This is a genomic window from Undibacterium paludis (assembly GCF_022568815.1).
GTDB lineage: Bacteria > Pseudomonadota > Gammaproteobacteria > Burkholderiales > Burkholderiaceae_D > Undibacterium.
On the sequence record NZ_JAKZHX010000002.1, the window covers coordinates 100,824 to 116,985 of the forward strand.

Consider the following 16,162-nt stretch of genomic DNA (forward strand, 5'->3'; position numbering starts at 1 on the left):
GCATTCTTCAACCAGGCGTGTTAAATTTTAGAAACATTTTTTGAAGTATTAGGAGTTATCATGGCAGTTCAACAAAACAAAAAGTCCCCATCCAAGCGTGGCATGCACCGTTCCCACGATTTCCTGACTGCACCGCAGCTGGGTATCGAGCCAACAACTGGTGAAACTCATCTGCGTCACCACATCAGCCCTAACGGCTTTTATCGTGGTCGTAAAGTTTTGAAGACCAAGAACGACGAGTAATTTGTTCTTGGCAAAAGAAGCGGCGTAACGAGTCCTGGACTTGGCGCCGCTTTTTTTGCGTTTACCGATCCTGATGTGTGTTTGTTGCATGGCTTTCTATTAAGGTCGCGCCAGGACGGAGATTGTTCAGTACGGCAAATATTGCTCTCAAACCTCTTTTTGATTGAAATGTATCGGTGGGTCTTTGAATTTTTGCGATAATCCTGCTTTTGAAAAATTAATTCGGGATGAATTCTGTTCCGGTTTGATACACTAGCTGTTTCGGAATGAAGTTTCGTATCACTACATGACAATTAAAATTTCCATAGACTGCATGGGCGGAGATCACGGCCCTGCAGTTACCGTGGCAGCGGCAGTCGCTTTTGCCAACCGCGAGCCCGATGTCGAATTCCTCCTGGTAGGTATTGAATCCATCATTCAAAGTGAACTAAAGAAACACCATGCCGGCAATCACCCACGCTTGAAGATTGTTAATGCTACCGAAGTGGTGGAGATGGATGACCCGCTGGAGGTGGCATTACGCCGTAAAAAAGACTCTTCCATGCGGGTCGCGCTTAATCAGGTCAAAGATGGTAGTGCTCAGGCTTGTGTCTCGGCAGGCAATACAGGTGCACTGATGGCCGTTTCGCGCTATGTCCTGAAAACCATGCAGGGTGTGGATCGGCCGGCAATTTGCAGCATCTTGCCAAATCAAAAGAATTTACCTACTTATATGCTGGACCTGGGGGCCAATGTCGATTGCGAACCTTTGCATTTGCATCAATTTGCCATCATGGGCTCTGCCCTGGTTTCTGCTCTGGAGGGCAAGGACAAGCCCAGTATAGGTTTGCTCAATGTCGGTGAAGAAGATATCAAAGGTAACGATGTCGTCAAAAAGACTGCGCAATTACTGCGTGCGGATCACGAACGCGGTCTGTTGAATTTTTATGGCAATGTTGAAGGTAATGATATTTTCGAAGGTACGACCGACATTGTTGTCTGCGACGGTTTTGTTGGCAATGTAACCTTGAAAGCTGCAGAGGGCATGGGGCGTTTTGTAAAGATTACGCTGACTTCTGCATTCAAGAGCAATCCTTTGAATATCCTTGGTGCCATCCTGGCGCGCGGCGCCCTGAAATCCATATCGCGCACCATGAATCCCTCCAACTACAATGGCGGCAGCCTGTTGGGCTTGCGTGGCCTGGTTTTCAAGAGCCATGGTAGTGCAGACAAGTACAGTTATGAATGGGCAATACAGCGCGCATTCGATGCAGCTAAAAATGATGTATTGTCTCGCATTGCGACTTCAATGGCGAAATTGATGCCTATAGCAGATGCCGACGCAGTTGCCGAGATAGTCGCTCCAGATAACAATGAACTCTTGGTACAGAAAACCGCATGACTTTTTATAGCAAAATTATCGGTACAGGCAGCTATTTGCCGCCTAAAAAAGTAAGCAATCAGGAACTGACTGAGCAATTGGCTGCAAAGGGTATAGAAACTTCAGATGAATGGATTTTCTCCCGTAGCGGTATCTCTTTCCGTCATTATGCCGAATCAACGGTGACTTCCAGCGACATGGCTGTCGAGGCGGCGAAACGCGCGCTTGAGGCTGCCAAGATGCAAGCCAACGACATTGACATGATTGTACTGGCAACATCAACACCGGATTTCCTGGGCGGTTTCCCGAGTACTGCCTGTGTAGTCCAGAACAAGCTGGGTATTACCAACGGCGGTGCAGCAGTTGATGTGCAGGCGGTTTGTAGTGGCTTCATGTACGCCATGTCGATTGCCGACAGCATGATCAAATCGGGCAGCCACAAGAATGTGCTGGTCATAGGGGCTGAGGTTTTTTCCCGTATCCTGAATTTTGAGGACCGGACGACCTGTGTGCTGTTCGGCGATGGTGCTGGCGCCATTGTGATGTCTCGATCCAGTGAGCCTGGTGTGCTGGCAACCAAATTGCATGCGGATGGCAGCTACGCTGACATCCTGTGTGTACCTGGTAATGTGCAAAGTGGTGTGGTTGCCGGTAGTGCTTTCTTGTACATGGATGGTCAGGCGGTATTTAAGCTGGCAGTTTCCCTGCTGGAAAAAGTGGCGACTGAAGCCCTGGAAATTGCCGGCTTGAAAACAGAACAGATTGATTGGCTGATACCGCATCAGGCCAATATCCGCATCATGCAAAGCACCGCCAAGAAAATGCGTATGTCGATGGATAAGGTTGTGGTTACCGTGGATCAACATGGCAATACCTCTGCTGCATCAATACCGCTGGCTCTGGATCTGGCCGTGCGCGACGGTCGTGTCAAGCCTGGTCATACGATTATGCTCGAAGGTGTTGGCGGCGGCTTTACCTGGGGCGCTGCCATCGTCAGGATGTAAGAATTCTTTAACAGGTAGCGGGTATTTAAAATTTCAACAATAACCATTAGAGATATAGATTGATATGACGCAATTTGCATTTGTGTTCCCGGGGCAGGGTTCTCAGGCCATAGGGATGTTGGATGGTTTTGCAGGTAATGCCGCGGTTCAGCAAACCCTTGCAGAGGCATCTGAGGTTTTGGGGCTGGATATGGCCAAAATGATCAATGAAGGCCCGAAGGAGGCGCTTGATCTGACTACCAATACCCAGCCTGTCATGTTGACAGCAGCGGTTGCCTGTTATCGTGCCTGGATAGCTGCTGGTGGTCCTGTACCTAAAATCGTGGCTGGACACAGTCTTGGTGAATATTCTGCGCTGGTTGCTTCTGGTGTGATTGCATTCAAGGATGCAGTGCCTATGGTGCGCTTTCGTGCGCAAGCCATGCAGGATGCTGTTCCTGTGGGGCAGGGAGGGATGGCTGCCATTCTTGGTTTGTCCGATGACGACGTCAAAGCGAGTTGTATTGAGGCGCTGTCTGCTGCGTCTGGTGAGGTGGTCGAGGCTGTGAACTTCAATGCCCCGGCGCAAGTAGTCATTGCCGGCAGTAAGGCAGCTGTGGACCGTGCCTGTGAAATTGCCAAGGCTAAAGGCGCAAAGCGTGCCCTGCCTCTGCCCGTGTCTGCACCTTTCCATTCCTCATTGTTAAAGCCGGCATCTGACAAGTTGCGCGAGTACCTGGCTGGCATCACCTTTGCCGCGCCATCTATCCCCTTGATTAACAATGTGGATGTTGCTGTGTTATCTGACACGTTGCTGATCAAGGATGCACTGGTCAGGCAGGCAGCCAGTCCGGTACGCTGGGTTGAAACAATCGGCAAGATGCATGCGGAAGGTATAACGCATGTCATTGAATGCGGTCCGGGTAAGGTGTTGACTGGTCTTACCAAGCGTATTCAGGCGGAATTGACAGGTGATGCGGTATTTGATCAGGCAAGTCTGGAAAAAGTATTGGAAATCTTGAAATGACACAACAATTGGAAAATCAAATTGCCCTGGTGACAGGGGCTTCTCGCGGCATAGGCAAGGCAATTGCCATTGGTCTGGCCAAAGCGGGTGCCAGGGTTGTCGGTACGGCGACATCAGAATCCGGTGCGGCGGCAATTACAGCTTACCTTGAAGAGGTGAGGCCGGGGGCTGGCAAGGGGGCGGTATTCAATGTCAATGACGTGGATCGTACGACCAGCCTGGTCGAAGAAATCCAGAAAGAATTCGGCGCCTTGTCTATATTGGTCAATAACGCCGGTATTACCCAGGATCAACTGGCAATGCGCATGAAGGAAGAGGAATGGGATAATGTCATTTCCACTAACCTGAGCTCGGTCGCCCGTTTGTCGCGCGCAGTATTACGTGGCATGATGAAAGCCAAGCATGGTCGTATCATTAATATCACTTCTGTTGTGGGCTCGTCTGGTAACCCCGGGCAAATGAACTATGCGGCAGCCAAGGCCGGTGTGGCTGGCATGAGCCGTGCCCTGGCCAGGGAAATTGGGAGCCGCAATATTACAGTCAACTGCATTGCACCGGGTTTTATAGATACGGACATGACCAGAGCATTGACAGAGGAGCAAAGAATGGCAATTTTGCAGCAAATCCCGCTTGCCAAACTTGGTCGTCCAGAAGATATTGCGGCCGCAACGGTGTTTTTGGCATCGCCAGATGCCGGATATATTACAGGCACCACCCTCCATGTGAATGGTGGTATGTACCTGGCGTAATTCGTTTTGTTGATTTTTGTTGATAATTTCGATGAAAATAGCAGGAGTTATCGCCAAAGATCGAGGGCTTGCTTTTTTTGCTCACAAACCTGCTAAAATGCGCGCACTTTCTGTAGGCCCTTATTTTTTTGTTTTTTTCACTGGAGACACACATGTCCGATATCGAACAACGCGTTAAGAAAATCGTCGCTGAACAACTGGGCGTCGCTGAAGCTGACATCAAAATCGAATCTTCCTTCGTCGATGATCTGGGTGCAGATTCTTTGGATACAGTTGAACTGGTGATGGCACTCGAAGACGAATTCGAAATGGAAATCCCTGATGAGCAAGCAGAGAAAATCACTACTGTTCAGCAAGCGATTGACTACGCTAAAGCGCATCTGAAGGCTTAATAGTCAAAATTTTTTCAAATCCAGGAGAAACGCTTGAGTCGTTCGCTTAAACGTCGAGTCGTTGTAACCGGGCTCGGTTGTATTTCGCCAGTTGGTAATACTGTTGCAGATGCCTGGGGTGCCATCACTTCAGGTAAATCCGGAATTGCAACGATTACCAAATTTGATGCAACGCCATTTACCACGCATTTTGCCGGTGAGGTGAAAGGCTTCAATGTTGAAGAATATATTTCGGCAAAAGAAGCACGCAATATGGATACCTTTATCCACTACGGCATCGCCGCAGGGATGCAGGCGTTCCAGGATAGCGGTATTACTGTCACTGAAGAAAATGCAGATCGCATTGGTGTTATTGTCGGGTCAGGTATCGGTGGTTTGCCTTTGATAGAAGAAACAAAGCAAACCCTCATGGAGCGTGGACCGCGCCGCATCAGTCCGTTCTTCGTACCAGCTTCTATCATTAACATGATTTCCGGCAATCTGTCGATCAAGTATGGCTTGAAAGGGCCAAATCTTGCAATAGTGACGGCTTGCACTACTGGCTTGCATTGCATAGGATCTGCAGCTCGCATGATTGAATATGGTGATGCAGATGCCATGATTGCAGGCGGTGCTGAATCAACGATTTCTCCATTGGGTTTGGGTGGTTTTGCCTCGGCGCGCGCACTTTCTACCAGGAACGATGATCCTGCCACCTCGTCTCGCCCATGGGACAAGGACAGGGATGGTTTTGTTCTCGGTGAGGGCGCTGGCGTCATGATGCTGGAAGAGTATGAACATGCCAAGGCACGTGGTGCCAAGATTTATGCTGAAGTCATTGGTTTTGGCATGAGCGGCGATGCCTACCACATCACCTCTCCCAGCATGGATGGCCCTCGCCGCAGCATGCTCAACGCAATGAAAGATGCTGGCATTAATCCTGAGCAAATCAGTTATCTTAATGCGCATGGCACCTCTACACCTGTTGGTGACAAGAATGAAACGGATGCGATCAAGGCTACTTTTGCAGACCACGCCTATAAAATGACCATCAATTCGACCAAGTCGATGACAGGGCATTTGCTGGGTGGGGCCGGTGGCCTGGAATCTGTGTTTACCGTGTTGGCCATGCACAACCAGGTATCACCCCCGACCATGAATATCATCAATCAGGACCCGGAGTGTGACCTTGACTATTGCGCCAACATTGCGCGCGATATGAAGATTGATTACGCAATGAAAAATTCGTTTGGCTTTGGTGGGACGAATGGAACTTTGATATTCGCAAAAGTCTGACCGTATCAAGATCAGGTTTAGAATCGGCACTTCGTTTCTTTGGAAATGAAGTGCCGATTTTTTTATCATGAGCATAGCCTTAATTATCAACACCAAACCTTCCCGCATTCTGCTGGGATCGAGCCTGCTCATGTTGGGGCTGGTTCATTGTAGTTTGTGGCTCCTGATTGCGCCCCTTGACCTGCACTGGCTGTTAAAGAGTCTGGCGGTGCTTACTTCTTCTTGCGTATCCATGTACTTTGCTTGTCGACTGTGGCGGAAGAATCAGCGAAGCCGCTGCTTGCATATTTCCCCAGCAGGAGAGGTGGTTTTGCATGGTGAGCGAGTGTTGGATGATCATGCAGGTGGAATGATTGTGCATTTAAGTCACAAAAGTCGCTTTTGGACATACATTTTGTCAATTTTTTTGATCGACGATGACGGGCGGGAACATAAGTTGCTTATACTGCCAGATTCATTGACCACAGTGGAGTTCCGCGCATTGCGGGTCAGCTTGATGTGGATTGCGCAACACCATGATGCCTGAAACGAAAAGTTACTTGTTTAAAGGAACTTTTGGGAATCGCGCAGACTCTGACAAGTATAAATCGCGTATGTTGACAGTAATAACATGCATTTGGGGCAAGACCTTGCTTGCCCATGCAAATTTAGGAATGAATGAGTGACGACAGAACGCGAAATTGATCAGCTACTGGTTGAGCGCGTCCAGCGTGGTGACAAAAAGGCATTCGAGCTTCTGGTTTCCAAATACCAAAGGAAACTCATGCGGCTCGTGTCTCGGCTCGTCTATGACCATGCCGAGGCAGAGGATGTAGTGCAAGAGGCATTTATCAAAGCTTACAGGGCTTTACCAAATTTTCGTGGTGAGTCGGCTTTTTACACATGGTTGTACAGGATTGGTGTCAATACGGCAAAAAACCATTTGGTGACGCAAGGGCGCAGGACGCCGACATCGACTGATGCAGATGTGGACGAGGCGGAGTCATTTGTTGAGGCAGATGGATTACGGGATATCAATACCCCGGAGTCCCTGCTGGCGAGTAAGCAGATTGCAGAAACAGTCAATTCTGCGATGTCGACTCTCCCTGAAGAGTTGCGGAATGCAATTACACTGCGTGAAATAGAGGGCCTCAGCTATGATGAAATTGCCGAGGTGATGCTGTGTCCCATAGGTACGGTCAGGAGCAGGATATTCAGGGCGCGCGAGGCAATTGCCGAAAAATTGCGCCCCTTGCTGGGTACGACGATAGAGCAGCGCTGGTAGAGAGTGATCGGTATTGCACAGTTTGCCTGGCGGAGCTTTAAAAATGAATTCAAAAATAGTGGTAAAAAGGTGAAGAAAATGGACAAAAGCATAAATCAACATGAGAGTATCTCAGCCATGGCTGACGGTGAATTGAGCGATGCTCAGCTTGATGCTTTGCTTGCTGGTTTGAACAAGGCTGAATGTAAGGACGCCTGGGAGGTCTATCATCAGATAGGTGATGTACTTCGCTCAGACGAACTGGCGATTACTTTCAGCGCTGATTTTTCAAAGAAATTGTCTGAAAAACTTGATGCTGAGCCTGTCATTTTCGCACCTTCTGCCATGCAGAGAAAATCTGGGAGCCCGGAAAATTCCAGCGAGAAAAAGAAAAGATTTCTCGGTGCCTATGCTGCTGTTGCCAGTGTTGCTGCGGCAGCGATCTTTGCCTTCATTATGGTCCCTCAACTGGATATGTCACGAAGCGGTGGCGACAGCATGTTGCAGGCAAACAGCAAGTTGAGTCCTGCGAGTAATGTGCAGATGGCGTCGCATAACGAGGGCGCCAATCTCAATGCCCTGGCACTGGGTAACCAGGTAAATCAGTCAAGTGAAAAAAATGGGCAGGTCAAAGAGAAAAAAGGGGCAGAAATTGAAATGCTGCGCGACCCCAGAATTGATAGCTATCTGCTTGCTCACCAACGTTTTTCGCCCACCATTAACGCAGGTGCGCAATATGTGACACATGCCAATGCCGTTACTCCAGCAGCGGAAAAATGAATATGATGGGCGTACGGCGTTTTAACTTGGGTCTGGCGAGTTCTGCCTGGCTGCTCGCGGCATGCATGTCACCGGTTGCTGCGCAGGATTCTGTGGAAGATAAACGAGAAGTCCATCAAGTACTGAAAAAAATCCAGTCTTCTGCACAGAAACTTGGTTACTCAGGCATTTTTGTCTATCAACAGGCCAGCCAGATTCGTACATCGAGAATCACACATCTTCTGGACGGCAATACTGAACTGGAAAAACTGGAAATTCTTGACGGACAACCGAGGGAGTATGTTCGCAAAAATGACGAGGTTAGCTGTTACCTGCCAGACAGTAAAACGATACAAATCGAAAAAAATGCGACGCAGGAAGTTTTCCCGGCGTTGCTGACTTCAAATGCACAATCCTTACCCGAGTCCTATTCCATCAAAAAAGCTGAGACGGGTCGTGTGGCTGGTATAGATTGCCAGACTTATCTGTTGGACCCGCGTGATGCTTATCGCTATGGTTATCGTCTCTGTGTCGAAAAAAATTCAGGCTTGCTGCTACGCGCACAAACTGTCAATACCAAAAATGAAATCATAGAGCAAATTGCCTTTACTCAACTGGCAATCGGTGACGTCGACAAGCAAAGAGTCAAACCTACTTTTCAAAATACTGCGCAATGGCAGGTTGAAAATTTGACGGTGCAGTCCAATATCCATTCCGGTTGGGTTGTGAAATCCTTGCCAGCCGGTTTTAAAAAAATTCGGGAAATGAAGCGCTTGATTCCTGCTTCTGCCAATGTCAAAAGCAGTGACGGAAGCACTTTGAAAGCGCATCAGGTCATACAAATGATTTTTTCCGACGGATTGGCTGCCATTTCTGTCTTTATTGAGCCAGATAGCGAAAACCGTACTGAAGGCAGTTTGCAGCAAGGTGCTATGACCATCATGGGCAAGCGTCATGCTGAATACTGGCTGACGGTCGTGGGTGAAGTGCCTGCAAGCGCAATCCGGCAAGTAATGAACTCAATTGAATTTAAACCTAAATAAGCGAATGACACCATGAAAGCGAAAACACTTTTTCCTGTTGAAAAAATAGCTTCCACTCTGGTACTGAGTGCCTTTGTGGGTTTTATTGCGCCGACTGCAATGAATGCAAATGCTGTTGCGATAGCTGCGCCAGTAGCTGGTTTGCCCGATTTTACTGAACTGGTTGAGAAATCCGGACCAGCTGTTGTGAACATCAGGACAACTGAAAAAGTCCAACTGAATCAATCTGCCGGTGGCTCCGAAGACGAGCAAATGCAGGAATTCTTCCGTCGCTTTTTCGGCACCCCCATGCCTATACCAAAGCAACCTACACCCAAGGGCAAGAAGCAATCCCCTCAGCAACAGGAAGAAGAAGTGCCGCGTGGCGTTGGCTCCGGCTTCATCATCTCTCAGGACGGTTTTGTCCTGACAAATGCCCATGTGGTTGATGGTGCTTCAGAGGTTTATGTCAAATTGACTGACAAACGTGAATTCAAGGCCAAAGTGATTGGCGCAGACCGCCGTACTGACATTGCTGTGTTGAAGATAGACGGAAGCAAACTGCCCCGTGTGACAATTGGTGATTCTGACAAGATCAAGGCGGGCGAATGGGTTATTGCCATCGGTTCGCCATTTGACCTCGAGAATACCGTCACGGCAGGGATCATTTCTGCCAAGGCTCGTGATACCGGTGACTACCTGCCGTTAATACAGACAGATGTTGCTGTCAATCCTGGTAACTCGGGCGGTCCGCTCATCAATATGCGTGGCGAAGTCATTGGCGTCAATTCCCAGATTTATAGCCGCTCTGGTGGATATATGGGCATCTCTTTTGCGATCCCGATTGATGAAGCTATGCGCGTCGTCGAGCAATTGAAATCGGCCGGCAAGGTAGTGCGTGGTTATCTTGGTGTTGAACGCATTGATGTGCCAAAGGATGTTGCAGAAGGTCTGGGACTGGCAAAAGCCCAGGGTGCCCTGATACAACGTGTCATGCCAGGATCTCCTGCTGAAAAAGCCGGTGTGGAAGTCGGAGATGTTATCCAGAAGGTGAATGGCACTGTCATAGAAAAAGCAGTCGACCTGAACCGTATTGTTGGCGATATCAAACCAGGCGGCAAGGCAACGGTCACAGTGTGGCGCAAGGGTGGTGCAAAGGACATCGTCATTACGGTTGCCGAAGCTGATGTTGAAAAAGCACCAGCAAAAGCAGGCGGCAAGCAAAAAGCAGAAGCAGCAGCGAATGTTTTTGGTTTGTCTGTGACTGACCTGACCGAATTGCAGAAACGTGAAGCCCACGTCAGTGGCGGCGTGATACTGGAAAGTGTTGACGGTGGCGCCGCTCGTGCAGGGCTGCAGGCCGGTGACATCATTACCCGCATCTTTAATACCGATGTCAAGGATGCCAAGGAATTTGCATCTGTCATCGCTAAAGTTGACACCAAGAAACCAGTTTTGTTATTGGTCAAACGTGGTGATGTATCGAAGTTTGTTGCTGTTCGTCCCAATAATCAATAGAATTTGAACCTGAACAAAAGGCCGCCTGGTTTTGGGCGGCCTTTTTTATTTTGTGGCCCTGATCTCTGCGACTTATAATGCAATAATCCGGCGCTTGAATAACCGCGCCCACTCACTTGGGCATAAATGATGATTCAATTTACACTTTATTCGCGCAGTTACTGCCATCTCTGTGATGACATGCTGGAGGAATTGCAGGCTTACAGCCCTGAGTTTGGCTTTACGGTGAATGTGCTTGACGTCGATCAGGATGATGAACTGCTGGCCCTGTATGATGAACTGGTGCCAGTTCTGGTCGGACAGAAAGAAGGCCAGAGCCAGCAAAGAATCTGCAATTACTATCTAGACCCCGCCGCATTGAAAGCGTTTTTCCATGCGTGATACAGCACCCGGTTTATCCCTGTTTGATTACGACAATGAAGTGATTTGCGGCGTGGATGAAGCTGGCCGTGGCCCGCTGGCAGGGCCGGTGATGGCTGCTGCTGTCATCCTTGACCCGAATCGTCCCATTCAGGGCTTGCGTGATTCCAAAAAGCTGAGTGAAGCAAAACGTGAGCAACTGGCAATGGAAATCAAGGAACATGCCCTGGCCTGGTGCATAGCAGAATGCTCGGAACAAGAGATTGATGAACTCAATATCCTGCAGGCGACCATGCTGGCCATGCGCCGTGCGGTGGAAGGCCTGGCGGTTGTGCCAACGCTGGCGCTGATAGACGGTAATCGCTGCCCTGTCATGGCGATACCTTCAGAAGCCATCGTCAAAGGCGATGACAAGGTGGCTGCGATCTCTGCTGCATCCATACTGGCAAAAACGGCGCGTGATCAGGTTTTGATGGAGTTACATGCACAATATCCGCAATATGCACTGGATCAGCATAAGGGGTATCCAACAGCCCTGCATCTTGAGCGACTGCGTGAACATGGGGTATCGCCCATACATAGAAAATCTTATGCGCCGGTACGGGCTTTAATCAAATAAATGAAATCGATCACTTCTCGCGAAAATCCCCTCTATAAAGAGTTCAAACACCTGGCCACCAGCTCTCAAGCCAGGCGCAAGGCTGGCCGTACCCTGCTTGACGGTGTTCACCTGTGTGAAGCATATCTGCAGCATCTGGGGCTTCCTCAATGCTGTATCGTTTCCGAAGACAGCATGCATCATCCGGAAGTTATGACCATCCTTGGTAATATAGAAAATACCGGAACGCAATGTATCAGCCTGCCTGATACGCTGTACAGGGCTCTGAGTCAGGTGGAGCATGGCGTTGGGCTGATGTTTATCATTGCCACGCCTTCGCCGGAGTTTCCTGCAATATTGACGACGTCTTCCGTTGTGCTCGACAATCTGCAAGACCCGGGAAATCTTGGGTCCATACTGCGCAGCGCCGCCGCTGCCGGCATCAAAAACGTCTTTTGCAGTCATGGCACAGCTTTCGCTTGGTCACCCAAGGTCATGCGTGCAGGCATGGGAGCACATTTTCTGCTCAATATCTTTGAAAATGTTGATTTGTCAGCACTACTTGTAACTGCGCGTATCCCTGTCCTGGCCACCAGCTCGCATACCCGCCAGACGATTTATCAAACCAGGCTGGACCAGGACGTGGTCTGGCTGTTTGGTCATGAAGGGCAGGGAGTCTCAGCTGAACTGATGGCATTGGCGACAGAAACTGTAACCATACCGCAGCAGGCTGCGATAGAGTCATTGAATGTAGCTGCCAGTGCTGCCATTTGCTTTTTTGAGCAGGTGAGGCAGCAACTGAGTGGGATGCATTAATCGGGTCCTAATTAAACGGGTCCTAGTAGATCCTTACGTCGGATTTGATTTCCTGCAAAATTGTCGTTGATATCTCTTCTATCGATTTTGCGGTAGACGACAGCCAGCGTATGCCTTCGCGCTTCATCATCAGTTCTGCTTCATTGACTTCATAGCGGCAGTTTTCCAGCGAAGCATATTTGCTGCCGGGGCGGCGTTCATTGCGAATCTCGGACAAACGCTCTGGCGCGATGCTCAAGCCAAAAATCTTTCCCTTGAATTCGGGCAGGGCAGACGGCAGTTTGCCGCGTTCAAAGTCATCGGGGATCAAGGGATAATTTGCTGCCTTGATTCCATATTGCATGGCCAGGTACAGGCTCGTTGGCGTCTTGCCTGAGCGTGACACACCAACCAGGATCACATCAGCAGTCGACAGGTTCTTGTTTGACTGCCCATCATCATGTGCCAAGGAGAAATTGATCGCTTCTATCCGGTTTTTGTATTCTTCCGAGTCAGCAATATTGTGACTGCGTCCTATGGTGTGCGTGGATTTGATACCTAACTCTTGTTCCAGAGGGGAGACAAAAGTTTGTATCAAATCCATGTGCATGCCCTTGGACTTGAATACCACACCAGCCAGGTCTGTCTTTACCAATGTGGAAAATATGATGGGTCGGTTGCCATCTGCAATAAAAGCATCATTGATACGGCGCACCGCATCATGGGCTTTTTCAAGGGTATCGATAAATGGCAGGCGAACTTGTTTGAATTTCAAGTCAAACTGGGTCAATACCGAGTGCCCAAAGGTTTCAGCCGTGATCCCCGTGCCATCAGATACAAAGAAAACAGTACGATTTGCTGCAGGGCGGGCATGTAGGGGGGTATCTGACATGATAAATTTATATGATTGTTAAATGATTCTTTGCGCCATATTCAAGACAGACTGATACTCTTGGCAACAAAAAAGACTGCAAATTCTTGTTCTGGTTGGATAAATCTTGCAGGACACAATGTAAAATGCTGCAACAGCATGTCATACGTAGCTCGCCTCAAGAATAACAAAAAAACAGTGAGATACGAAGCAAGACGACATTAAACAGCAAAGATTTCTTACCATCAAAAAGAGGTTGTTATGTCCAACGCAGCAAATACCGAAGCAACTTATGTTGCCTCGTTTGAGCATTTACGCATGACGGATGTTGAGTCCGTCGGCGGAAAAAATGCATCCTTAGGTGAAATGATCAGCCAGCTGGCAACCGCCGGCGTACGTGTGCCAGGTGGCTTTGCCACTACGGCACAGGCTTTCCGTGATTTCCTGACACATAGTATTGATGGCGGCCTGCCACTGGAAACACGCATTGCCGATCGTCTCGAACATCTGAATATTGACGATGTCAAAGAGCTGGCAAAAGCCGGTGCTGAAATCCGTCAATGGATCATAGATACGCCTTTTCAGCCGCGCCTGCTAAAGGAAATAGAGGAGTTCTACAACAAGCTGGTCGCTGATTCCACTGCCGAGATGTCATTTGCTGTGCGCTCTTCTGCTACAGCCGAAGATTTGCCTGATGCCTCGTTTGCAGGCCAGCAAGAGACTTTCTTGAATGTTGTCGGAATTGACAATATTCTGGAAGCAATGAAACACGTATTTGCCTCACTGTATAACGACCGGGCGATTTCCTACCGTGTCCATAAAGGCTTTACCCATGCTGAAGTGGCACTGTCTGCCGGTGTGCAGCGCATGGTGCGTTCTGACCTTGGGGCTGCAGGAGTCATGTTCACGATAGATACAGAGTCTGGTTTCAAGGACGTAGTTTTCATTACTTCAAGCTATGGCCTGGGCGAAACCGTGGTGCAGGGGGCTGTTAATCCTGATGAATTCTATGTCCACAAGCCTATGCTGGAGCAGGGCAAATTGCCGGTCATACGCCGCAATATTGGCTCCAAGCTCATCAAGATGGAATTTACCGGTGAGGCCAAGGCTGGTCGTTCGGTTAAGACTGTCGATGTGCCAGTGGAATTGCGTAACCGTTATTCCCTTAATGATACTGAAGTCGTGGAGTTGGCTAAATACGCGACCATTATCGAGAAACATTACGGACGTCCAATGGACATCGAATGGGGCAAGGATGGCCGTGACGGCAAGCTGTACATCCTGCAAGCACGCCCGGAAACAGTCAAGTCCCAGCAAAAACATACTGATGCACAGCAGCGTTTCAAACTCAAGGGCAGTGGCACCGTACTGGTGTCTGGCCGTGCGATTGGCCAGAAAATTGGCGCAGGCCGCGTGCGTGTCATTCACGATCCTTCCGAGATGGAAAGAGTGCAGCCAGGCGACGTTCTGGTAGCCGACATGACTGATCCTAACTGGGAACCAGTGATGAAGCGCGCTGCCGCTATCGTCACCAACCGTGGTGGCCGTACTTGCCACGCAGCGATTATTGCCCGTGAACTTGGCGTGCCTGCTGTGGTCGGTTGTGAAGATGCAACTGATGTGCTGAAAGACGGCACTCTGGTCACAGTGTCTTGTGCTGAAGGCGATGAAGGCAAGATTTACGATGGCTTGCTTGAAACAGAAGTGACCGAAGAAGTACGTGGCGAGTTGCCCAAGCTGCCTTTGAAGATCATGTTGAACGTAGGTAATCCACAACTGGCATTTGACTTCCAGTCGGTACCCAACGAAGGTGTGGGTCTGGCACGTCTGGAATTCATCATCAATAACAATATTGGTGTACACCCGAAAGCGATTCTGGAATACCCGAATATTGACGCTGACCTGAAAAAAGCAGTGGAATCCGTTGCCCGCGGACACGCTTCGCCCAGGGCATTCTATGTTGACAAGCTGGCGGAAGGCGTTGCCACCATTGCTGCTGCATTCTGGCCCAAGAAGGTTATTGTTCGTCTGTCTGACTTCAAGTCAAATGAATATAAGAAGCTCATAGGCGGCTCCCGTTACGAGCCCGATGAAGAGAATCCTATGCTGGGTTTCCGAGGCGCTGCCCGCTATCTGGCGCCAGACTTTGCCGAGTCTTTCGAAATGGAATGCCAGGCAATGAAGCGCGTGCGCAATGACATGGGTTTGACCAATGTTGAAATCATGGTTCCTTTTGTACGCACGCTGGGACAGGCTGAAAAAGTCGTCAATCTGTTGGCAAAAAATGGCTTGAAGCGTGGTGAGAACGGCCTGCGCCTGATCATGATGTGTGAAGTGCCTTCCAATGCCATTCTGGCAGAAGAGTTCCTGCAATTCTTTGATGGTTTCTCTATTGGTTCGAATGATCTGACGCAGTTGACTCTGGGCCTGGACAGGGATTCCGGCATGGAGTTGCTGGCCGCTGATTTTGATGAGCGTGATCCGGCGGTTCGTGCCTTGCTTTCTCGGGCTATTGCTGCCTGTCGCAAACTTAACAAGTATGTTGGCATTTGTGGTCAGGGGCCATCTGATCATCCGGACTTCGCCGAATGGCTGATGAAGGAAGGAATAGAATCCATTTCACTGAACCCAGATTCAGTCATTGATACCTGGCAGAAACTGGCGGCTGCTGGTAAATAAATAGTTTGTCTTTGCCGAAAAACGGGAATCTGCTCATAAAGCGATTCCCGTTTTTTCTTGTTGGTGCGCCGCAACATAAATCAGTTTTTGCCCTTGTTTTTTCTAAAAATCGGACTAGACTACGGGTGTCGAAACTTAAGAAAAAGAAAATCAATACTTCAACAAAATTCCTGAAAAAGCCCTCTTTACCGGACAGGTAAAGAGGGCTTTTTTGTGAGTAAATTTTTGTGACGATTACCGATGAAAAAAACAAATATGTCATAGAGAATGCAGCAGTAGTACAGTGAA

Annotated in this window: 17 protein-coding genes; 16 read left to right on the forward strand and 1 reads right to left on the reverse strand. The window is 49.0% G+C overall.

The window, feature by feature from the left end:
- The first annotated feature begins 60 nt into the window (after window positions 1–60).
- The 15 genes from rpmF (at window position 61) to LZ463_RS05130 (ending at window position 12,345) form a co-directional block, all read left to right on the forward strand.
- Window positions 61–243 carry a 50S ribosomal protein L32 gene (gene rpmF / locus LZ463_RS05060; RefSeq protein ID WP_162018712.1) on the forward strand — a complete coding sequence of 61 codons (183 nt, stop codon included), beginning with the start codon at window positions 61–63 and terminating at the stop codon, window positions 241–243.
- 286 nt (window positions 244–529) lie between these two features.
- Complete coding sequence (plsX, locus tag LZ463_RS05065) at window positions 530–1,624, forward strand: phosphate acyltransferase PlsX (protein WP_241454498.1); 1,095 nt, start codon at window positions 530–532, stop codon at window positions 1,622–1,624.
- The gene (locus LZ463_RS05070) at window positions 1,621–2,607 is read left to right on the forward strand and encodes a beta-ketoacyl-ACP synthase III (RefSeq protein WP_241454499.1); all 987 of its coding nucleotides are present in this window, start codon (window positions 1,621–1,623) and stop codon (window positions 2,605–2,607) included. Before plsX ends, LZ463_RS05070 begins: the two co-directional genes overlap by 4 nt.
- A gap of 64 nt (window positions 2,608–2,671) precedes the next feature.
- Window positions 2,672–3,613 carry an ACP S-malonyltransferase gene (fabD, locus tag LZ463_RS05075; RefSeq protein ID WP_241454500.1) on the forward strand — a complete coding sequence of 314 codons (942 nt, stop codon included), beginning with the start codon at window positions 2,672–2,674 and terminating at the stop codon, window positions 3,611–3,613.
- Window positions 3,610–4,362 (forward strand): 3-oxoacyl-ACP reductase FabG, encoded by a 753-nt coding sequence (gene fabG / locus LZ463_RS05080; protein WP_241454501.1) that lies wholly within the window; start codon window positions 3,610–3,612, stop codon window positions 4,360–4,362. The genes fabD and fabG overlap by 4 nt, the downstream gene beginning before the upstream one ends.
- 152 nt (window positions 4,363–4,514) lie before the next feature.
- Entirely contained in the window at window positions 4,515–4,754 is a 240-nt protein-coding gene (gene acpP / locus LZ463_RS05085) for an acyl carrier protein (protein WP_110253556.1), read from the forward strand.
- Window positions 4,755–4,787: 33 nt separating this feature from the next.
- A complete protein-coding gene (gene fabF / locus LZ463_RS05090; protein WP_241454502.1) occupies window positions 4,788–6,029 on the forward strand; it encodes a beta-ketoacyl-ACP synthase II in 1,242 nt (413 codons plus the stop codon).
- Between the two features lie 67 nt (window positions 6,030–6,096).
- The gene (locus LZ463_RS05095) at window positions 6,097–6,555 is read left to right on the forward strand and encodes a protein YgfX (protein ID WP_241454503.1); all 459 of its coding nucleotides are present in this window, start codon (window positions 6,097–6,099) and stop codon (window positions 6,553–6,555) included.
- A 135-nt stretch (window positions 6,556–6,690) separates the two neighbouring features.
- Window positions 6,691–7,293, forward strand: a complete 603-nt coding sequence (rpoE, locus tag LZ463_RS05100) for an RNA polymerase sigma factor RpoE (protein WP_241454505.1) — start codon at window positions 6,691–6,693, stop codon at window positions 7,291–7,293.
- Window positions 7,294–7,371: 78 nt separating this feature from the next.
- Entirely contained in the window at window positions 7,372–8,052 is a 681-nt protein-coding gene (locus LZ463_RS05105) for a sigma-E factor negative regulatory protein (RefSeq protein ID WP_241454506.1), read from the forward strand.
- Window positions 8,049–9,074 (forward strand): MucB/RseB C-terminal domain-containing protein, encoded by a 1,026-nt coding sequence (locus tag LZ463_RS05110; protein WP_241454507.1) that lies wholly within the window; start codon window positions 8,049–8,051, stop codon window positions 9,072–9,074. Before LZ463_RS05105 ends, LZ463_RS05110 begins: the two co-directional genes overlap by 4 nt.
- A 12-nt stretch (window positions 9,075–9,086) precedes the next feature.
- Window positions 9,087–10,571 carry a DegQ family serine endoprotease gene (locus LZ463_RS05115; RefSeq protein ID WP_241454508.1) on the forward strand — a complete coding sequence of 495 codons (1,485 nt, stop codon included), beginning with the start codon at window positions 9,087–9,089 and terminating at the stop codon, window positions 10,569–10,571.
- A gap of 126 nt (window positions 10,572–10,697) precedes the next feature.
- Window positions 10,698–10,952, forward strand: a complete 255-nt coding sequence (locus LZ463_RS05120; RefSeq protein WP_347176241.1) for a glutaredoxin family protein — start codon at window positions 10,698–10,700, stop codon at window positions 10,950–10,952.
- Window positions 10,945–11,550, forward strand: coding sequence for a ribonuclease HII (rnhB, locus tag LZ463_RS05125; protein WP_241454509.1), 606 nt, complete (start codon window positions 10,945–10,947; stop codon window positions 11,548–11,550). Before LZ463_RS05120 ends, rnhB begins: the two co-directional genes overlap by 8 nt.
- A complete protein-coding gene (locus LZ463_RS05130) occupies window positions 11,551–12,345 on the forward strand; it encodes a TrmH family RNA methyltransferase (protein ID WP_241454510.1) in 795 nt (264 codons plus the stop codon). It begins immediately after the preceding gene.
- A 22-nt stretch (window positions 12,346–12,367) separates the two neighbouring features.
- Here LZ463_RS05130 and ppsR read toward each other — a convergent pair whose 3' ends face one another.
- Window positions 12,368–13,216, reverse strand: coding sequence for a posphoenolpyruvate synthetase regulatory kinase/phosphorylase PpsR (ppsR, locus tag LZ463_RS05135; protein ID WP_241454511.1), 849 nt, complete (start codon window positions 13,214–13,216; stop codon window positions 12,368–12,370).
- A gap of 240 nt (window positions 13,217–13,456) precedes the next feature.
- Between ppsR and ppsA the strand changes: the two genes are divergently transcribed.
- A complete protein-coding gene (gene ppsA, locus LZ463_RS05140) occupies window positions 13,457–15,874 on the forward strand; it encodes a phosphoenolpyruvate synthase (RefSeq protein WP_241454513.1) in 2,418 nt (805 codons plus the stop codon).
- Window positions 15,875–16,162 lie beyond the last annotated feature (288 nt).

What these genes read in the sequence shown, in the direction of transcription:
- rpmF (WP_162018712.1), top strand. Translation starts at nt 61, where the DNA reads ATGGCAGTTCAACAAAACAAAAAGTCCCCATCCAAGCGTGGCATGCAC.
- plsX (WP_241454498.1), top strand. Translation starts at nt 530, where the DNA reads ATGACAATTAAAATTTCCATAGACTGCATGGGCGGAGATCACGGCCCT.
- LZ463_RS05070 (WP_241454499.1), top strand. Translation starts at nt 1,621, where the DNA reads ATGACTTTTTATAGCAAAATTATCGGTACAGGCAGCTATTTGCCGCCT.
- fabD (WP_241454500.1), top strand. Translation starts at nt 2,672, where the DNA reads ATGACGCAATTTGCATTTGTGTTCCCGGGGCAGGGTTCTCAGGCCATA.
- fabG (WP_241454501.1), top strand. Translation starts at nt 3,610, where the DNA reads ATGACACAACAATTGGAAAATCAAATTGCCCTGGTGACAGGGGCTTCT.
- acpP (WP_110253556.1), top strand. Translation starts at nt 4,515, where the DNA reads ATGTCCGATATCGAACAACGCGTTAAGAAAATCGTCGCTGAACAACTG.
- LZ463_RS05095 (WP_241454503.1), top strand. Translation starts at nt 6,097, where the DNA reads ATGAGCATAGCCTTAATTATCAACACCAAACCTTCCCGCATTCTGCTG.
- LZ463_RS05105 (WP_241454506.1), top strand. Translation starts at nt 7,372, where the DNA reads ATGGACAAAAGCATAAATCAACATGAGAGTATCTCAGCCATGGCTGAC.
- LZ463_RS05110 (WP_241454507.1), top strand. Translation starts at nt 8,049, where the DNA reads ATGAATATGATGGGCGTACGGCGTTTTAACTTGGGTCTGGCGAGTTCT.
- LZ463_RS05115 (WP_241454508.1), top strand. Translation starts at nt 9,087, where the DNA reads ATGAAAGCGAAAACACTTTTTCCTGTTGAAAAAATAGCTTCCACTCTG.
- LZ463_RS05120 (WP_347176241.1), top strand. Translation starts at nt 10,698, where the DNA reads ATGATGATTCAATTTACACTTTATTCGCGCAGTTACTGCCATCTCTGT.
- rnhB (WP_241454509.1), top strand. Translation starts at nt 10,945, where the DNA reads ATGCGTGATACAGCACCCGGTTTATCCCTGTTTGATTACGACAATGAA.
- LZ463_RS05130 (WP_241454510.1), top strand. Translation starts at nt 11,551, where the DNA reads ATGAAATCGATCACTTCTCGCGAAAATCCCCTCTATAAAGAGTTCAAA.
- ppsR (WP_241454511.1), bottom strand. Translation starts at nt 13,216, where the DNA reads ATGTCAGATACCCCCCTACATGCCCGCCCTGCAGCAAATCGTACTGTT.
- ppsA (WP_241454513.1), top strand. Translation starts at nt 13,457, where the DNA reads ATGTCCAACGCAGCAAATACCGAAGCAACTTATGTTGCCTCGTTTGAG.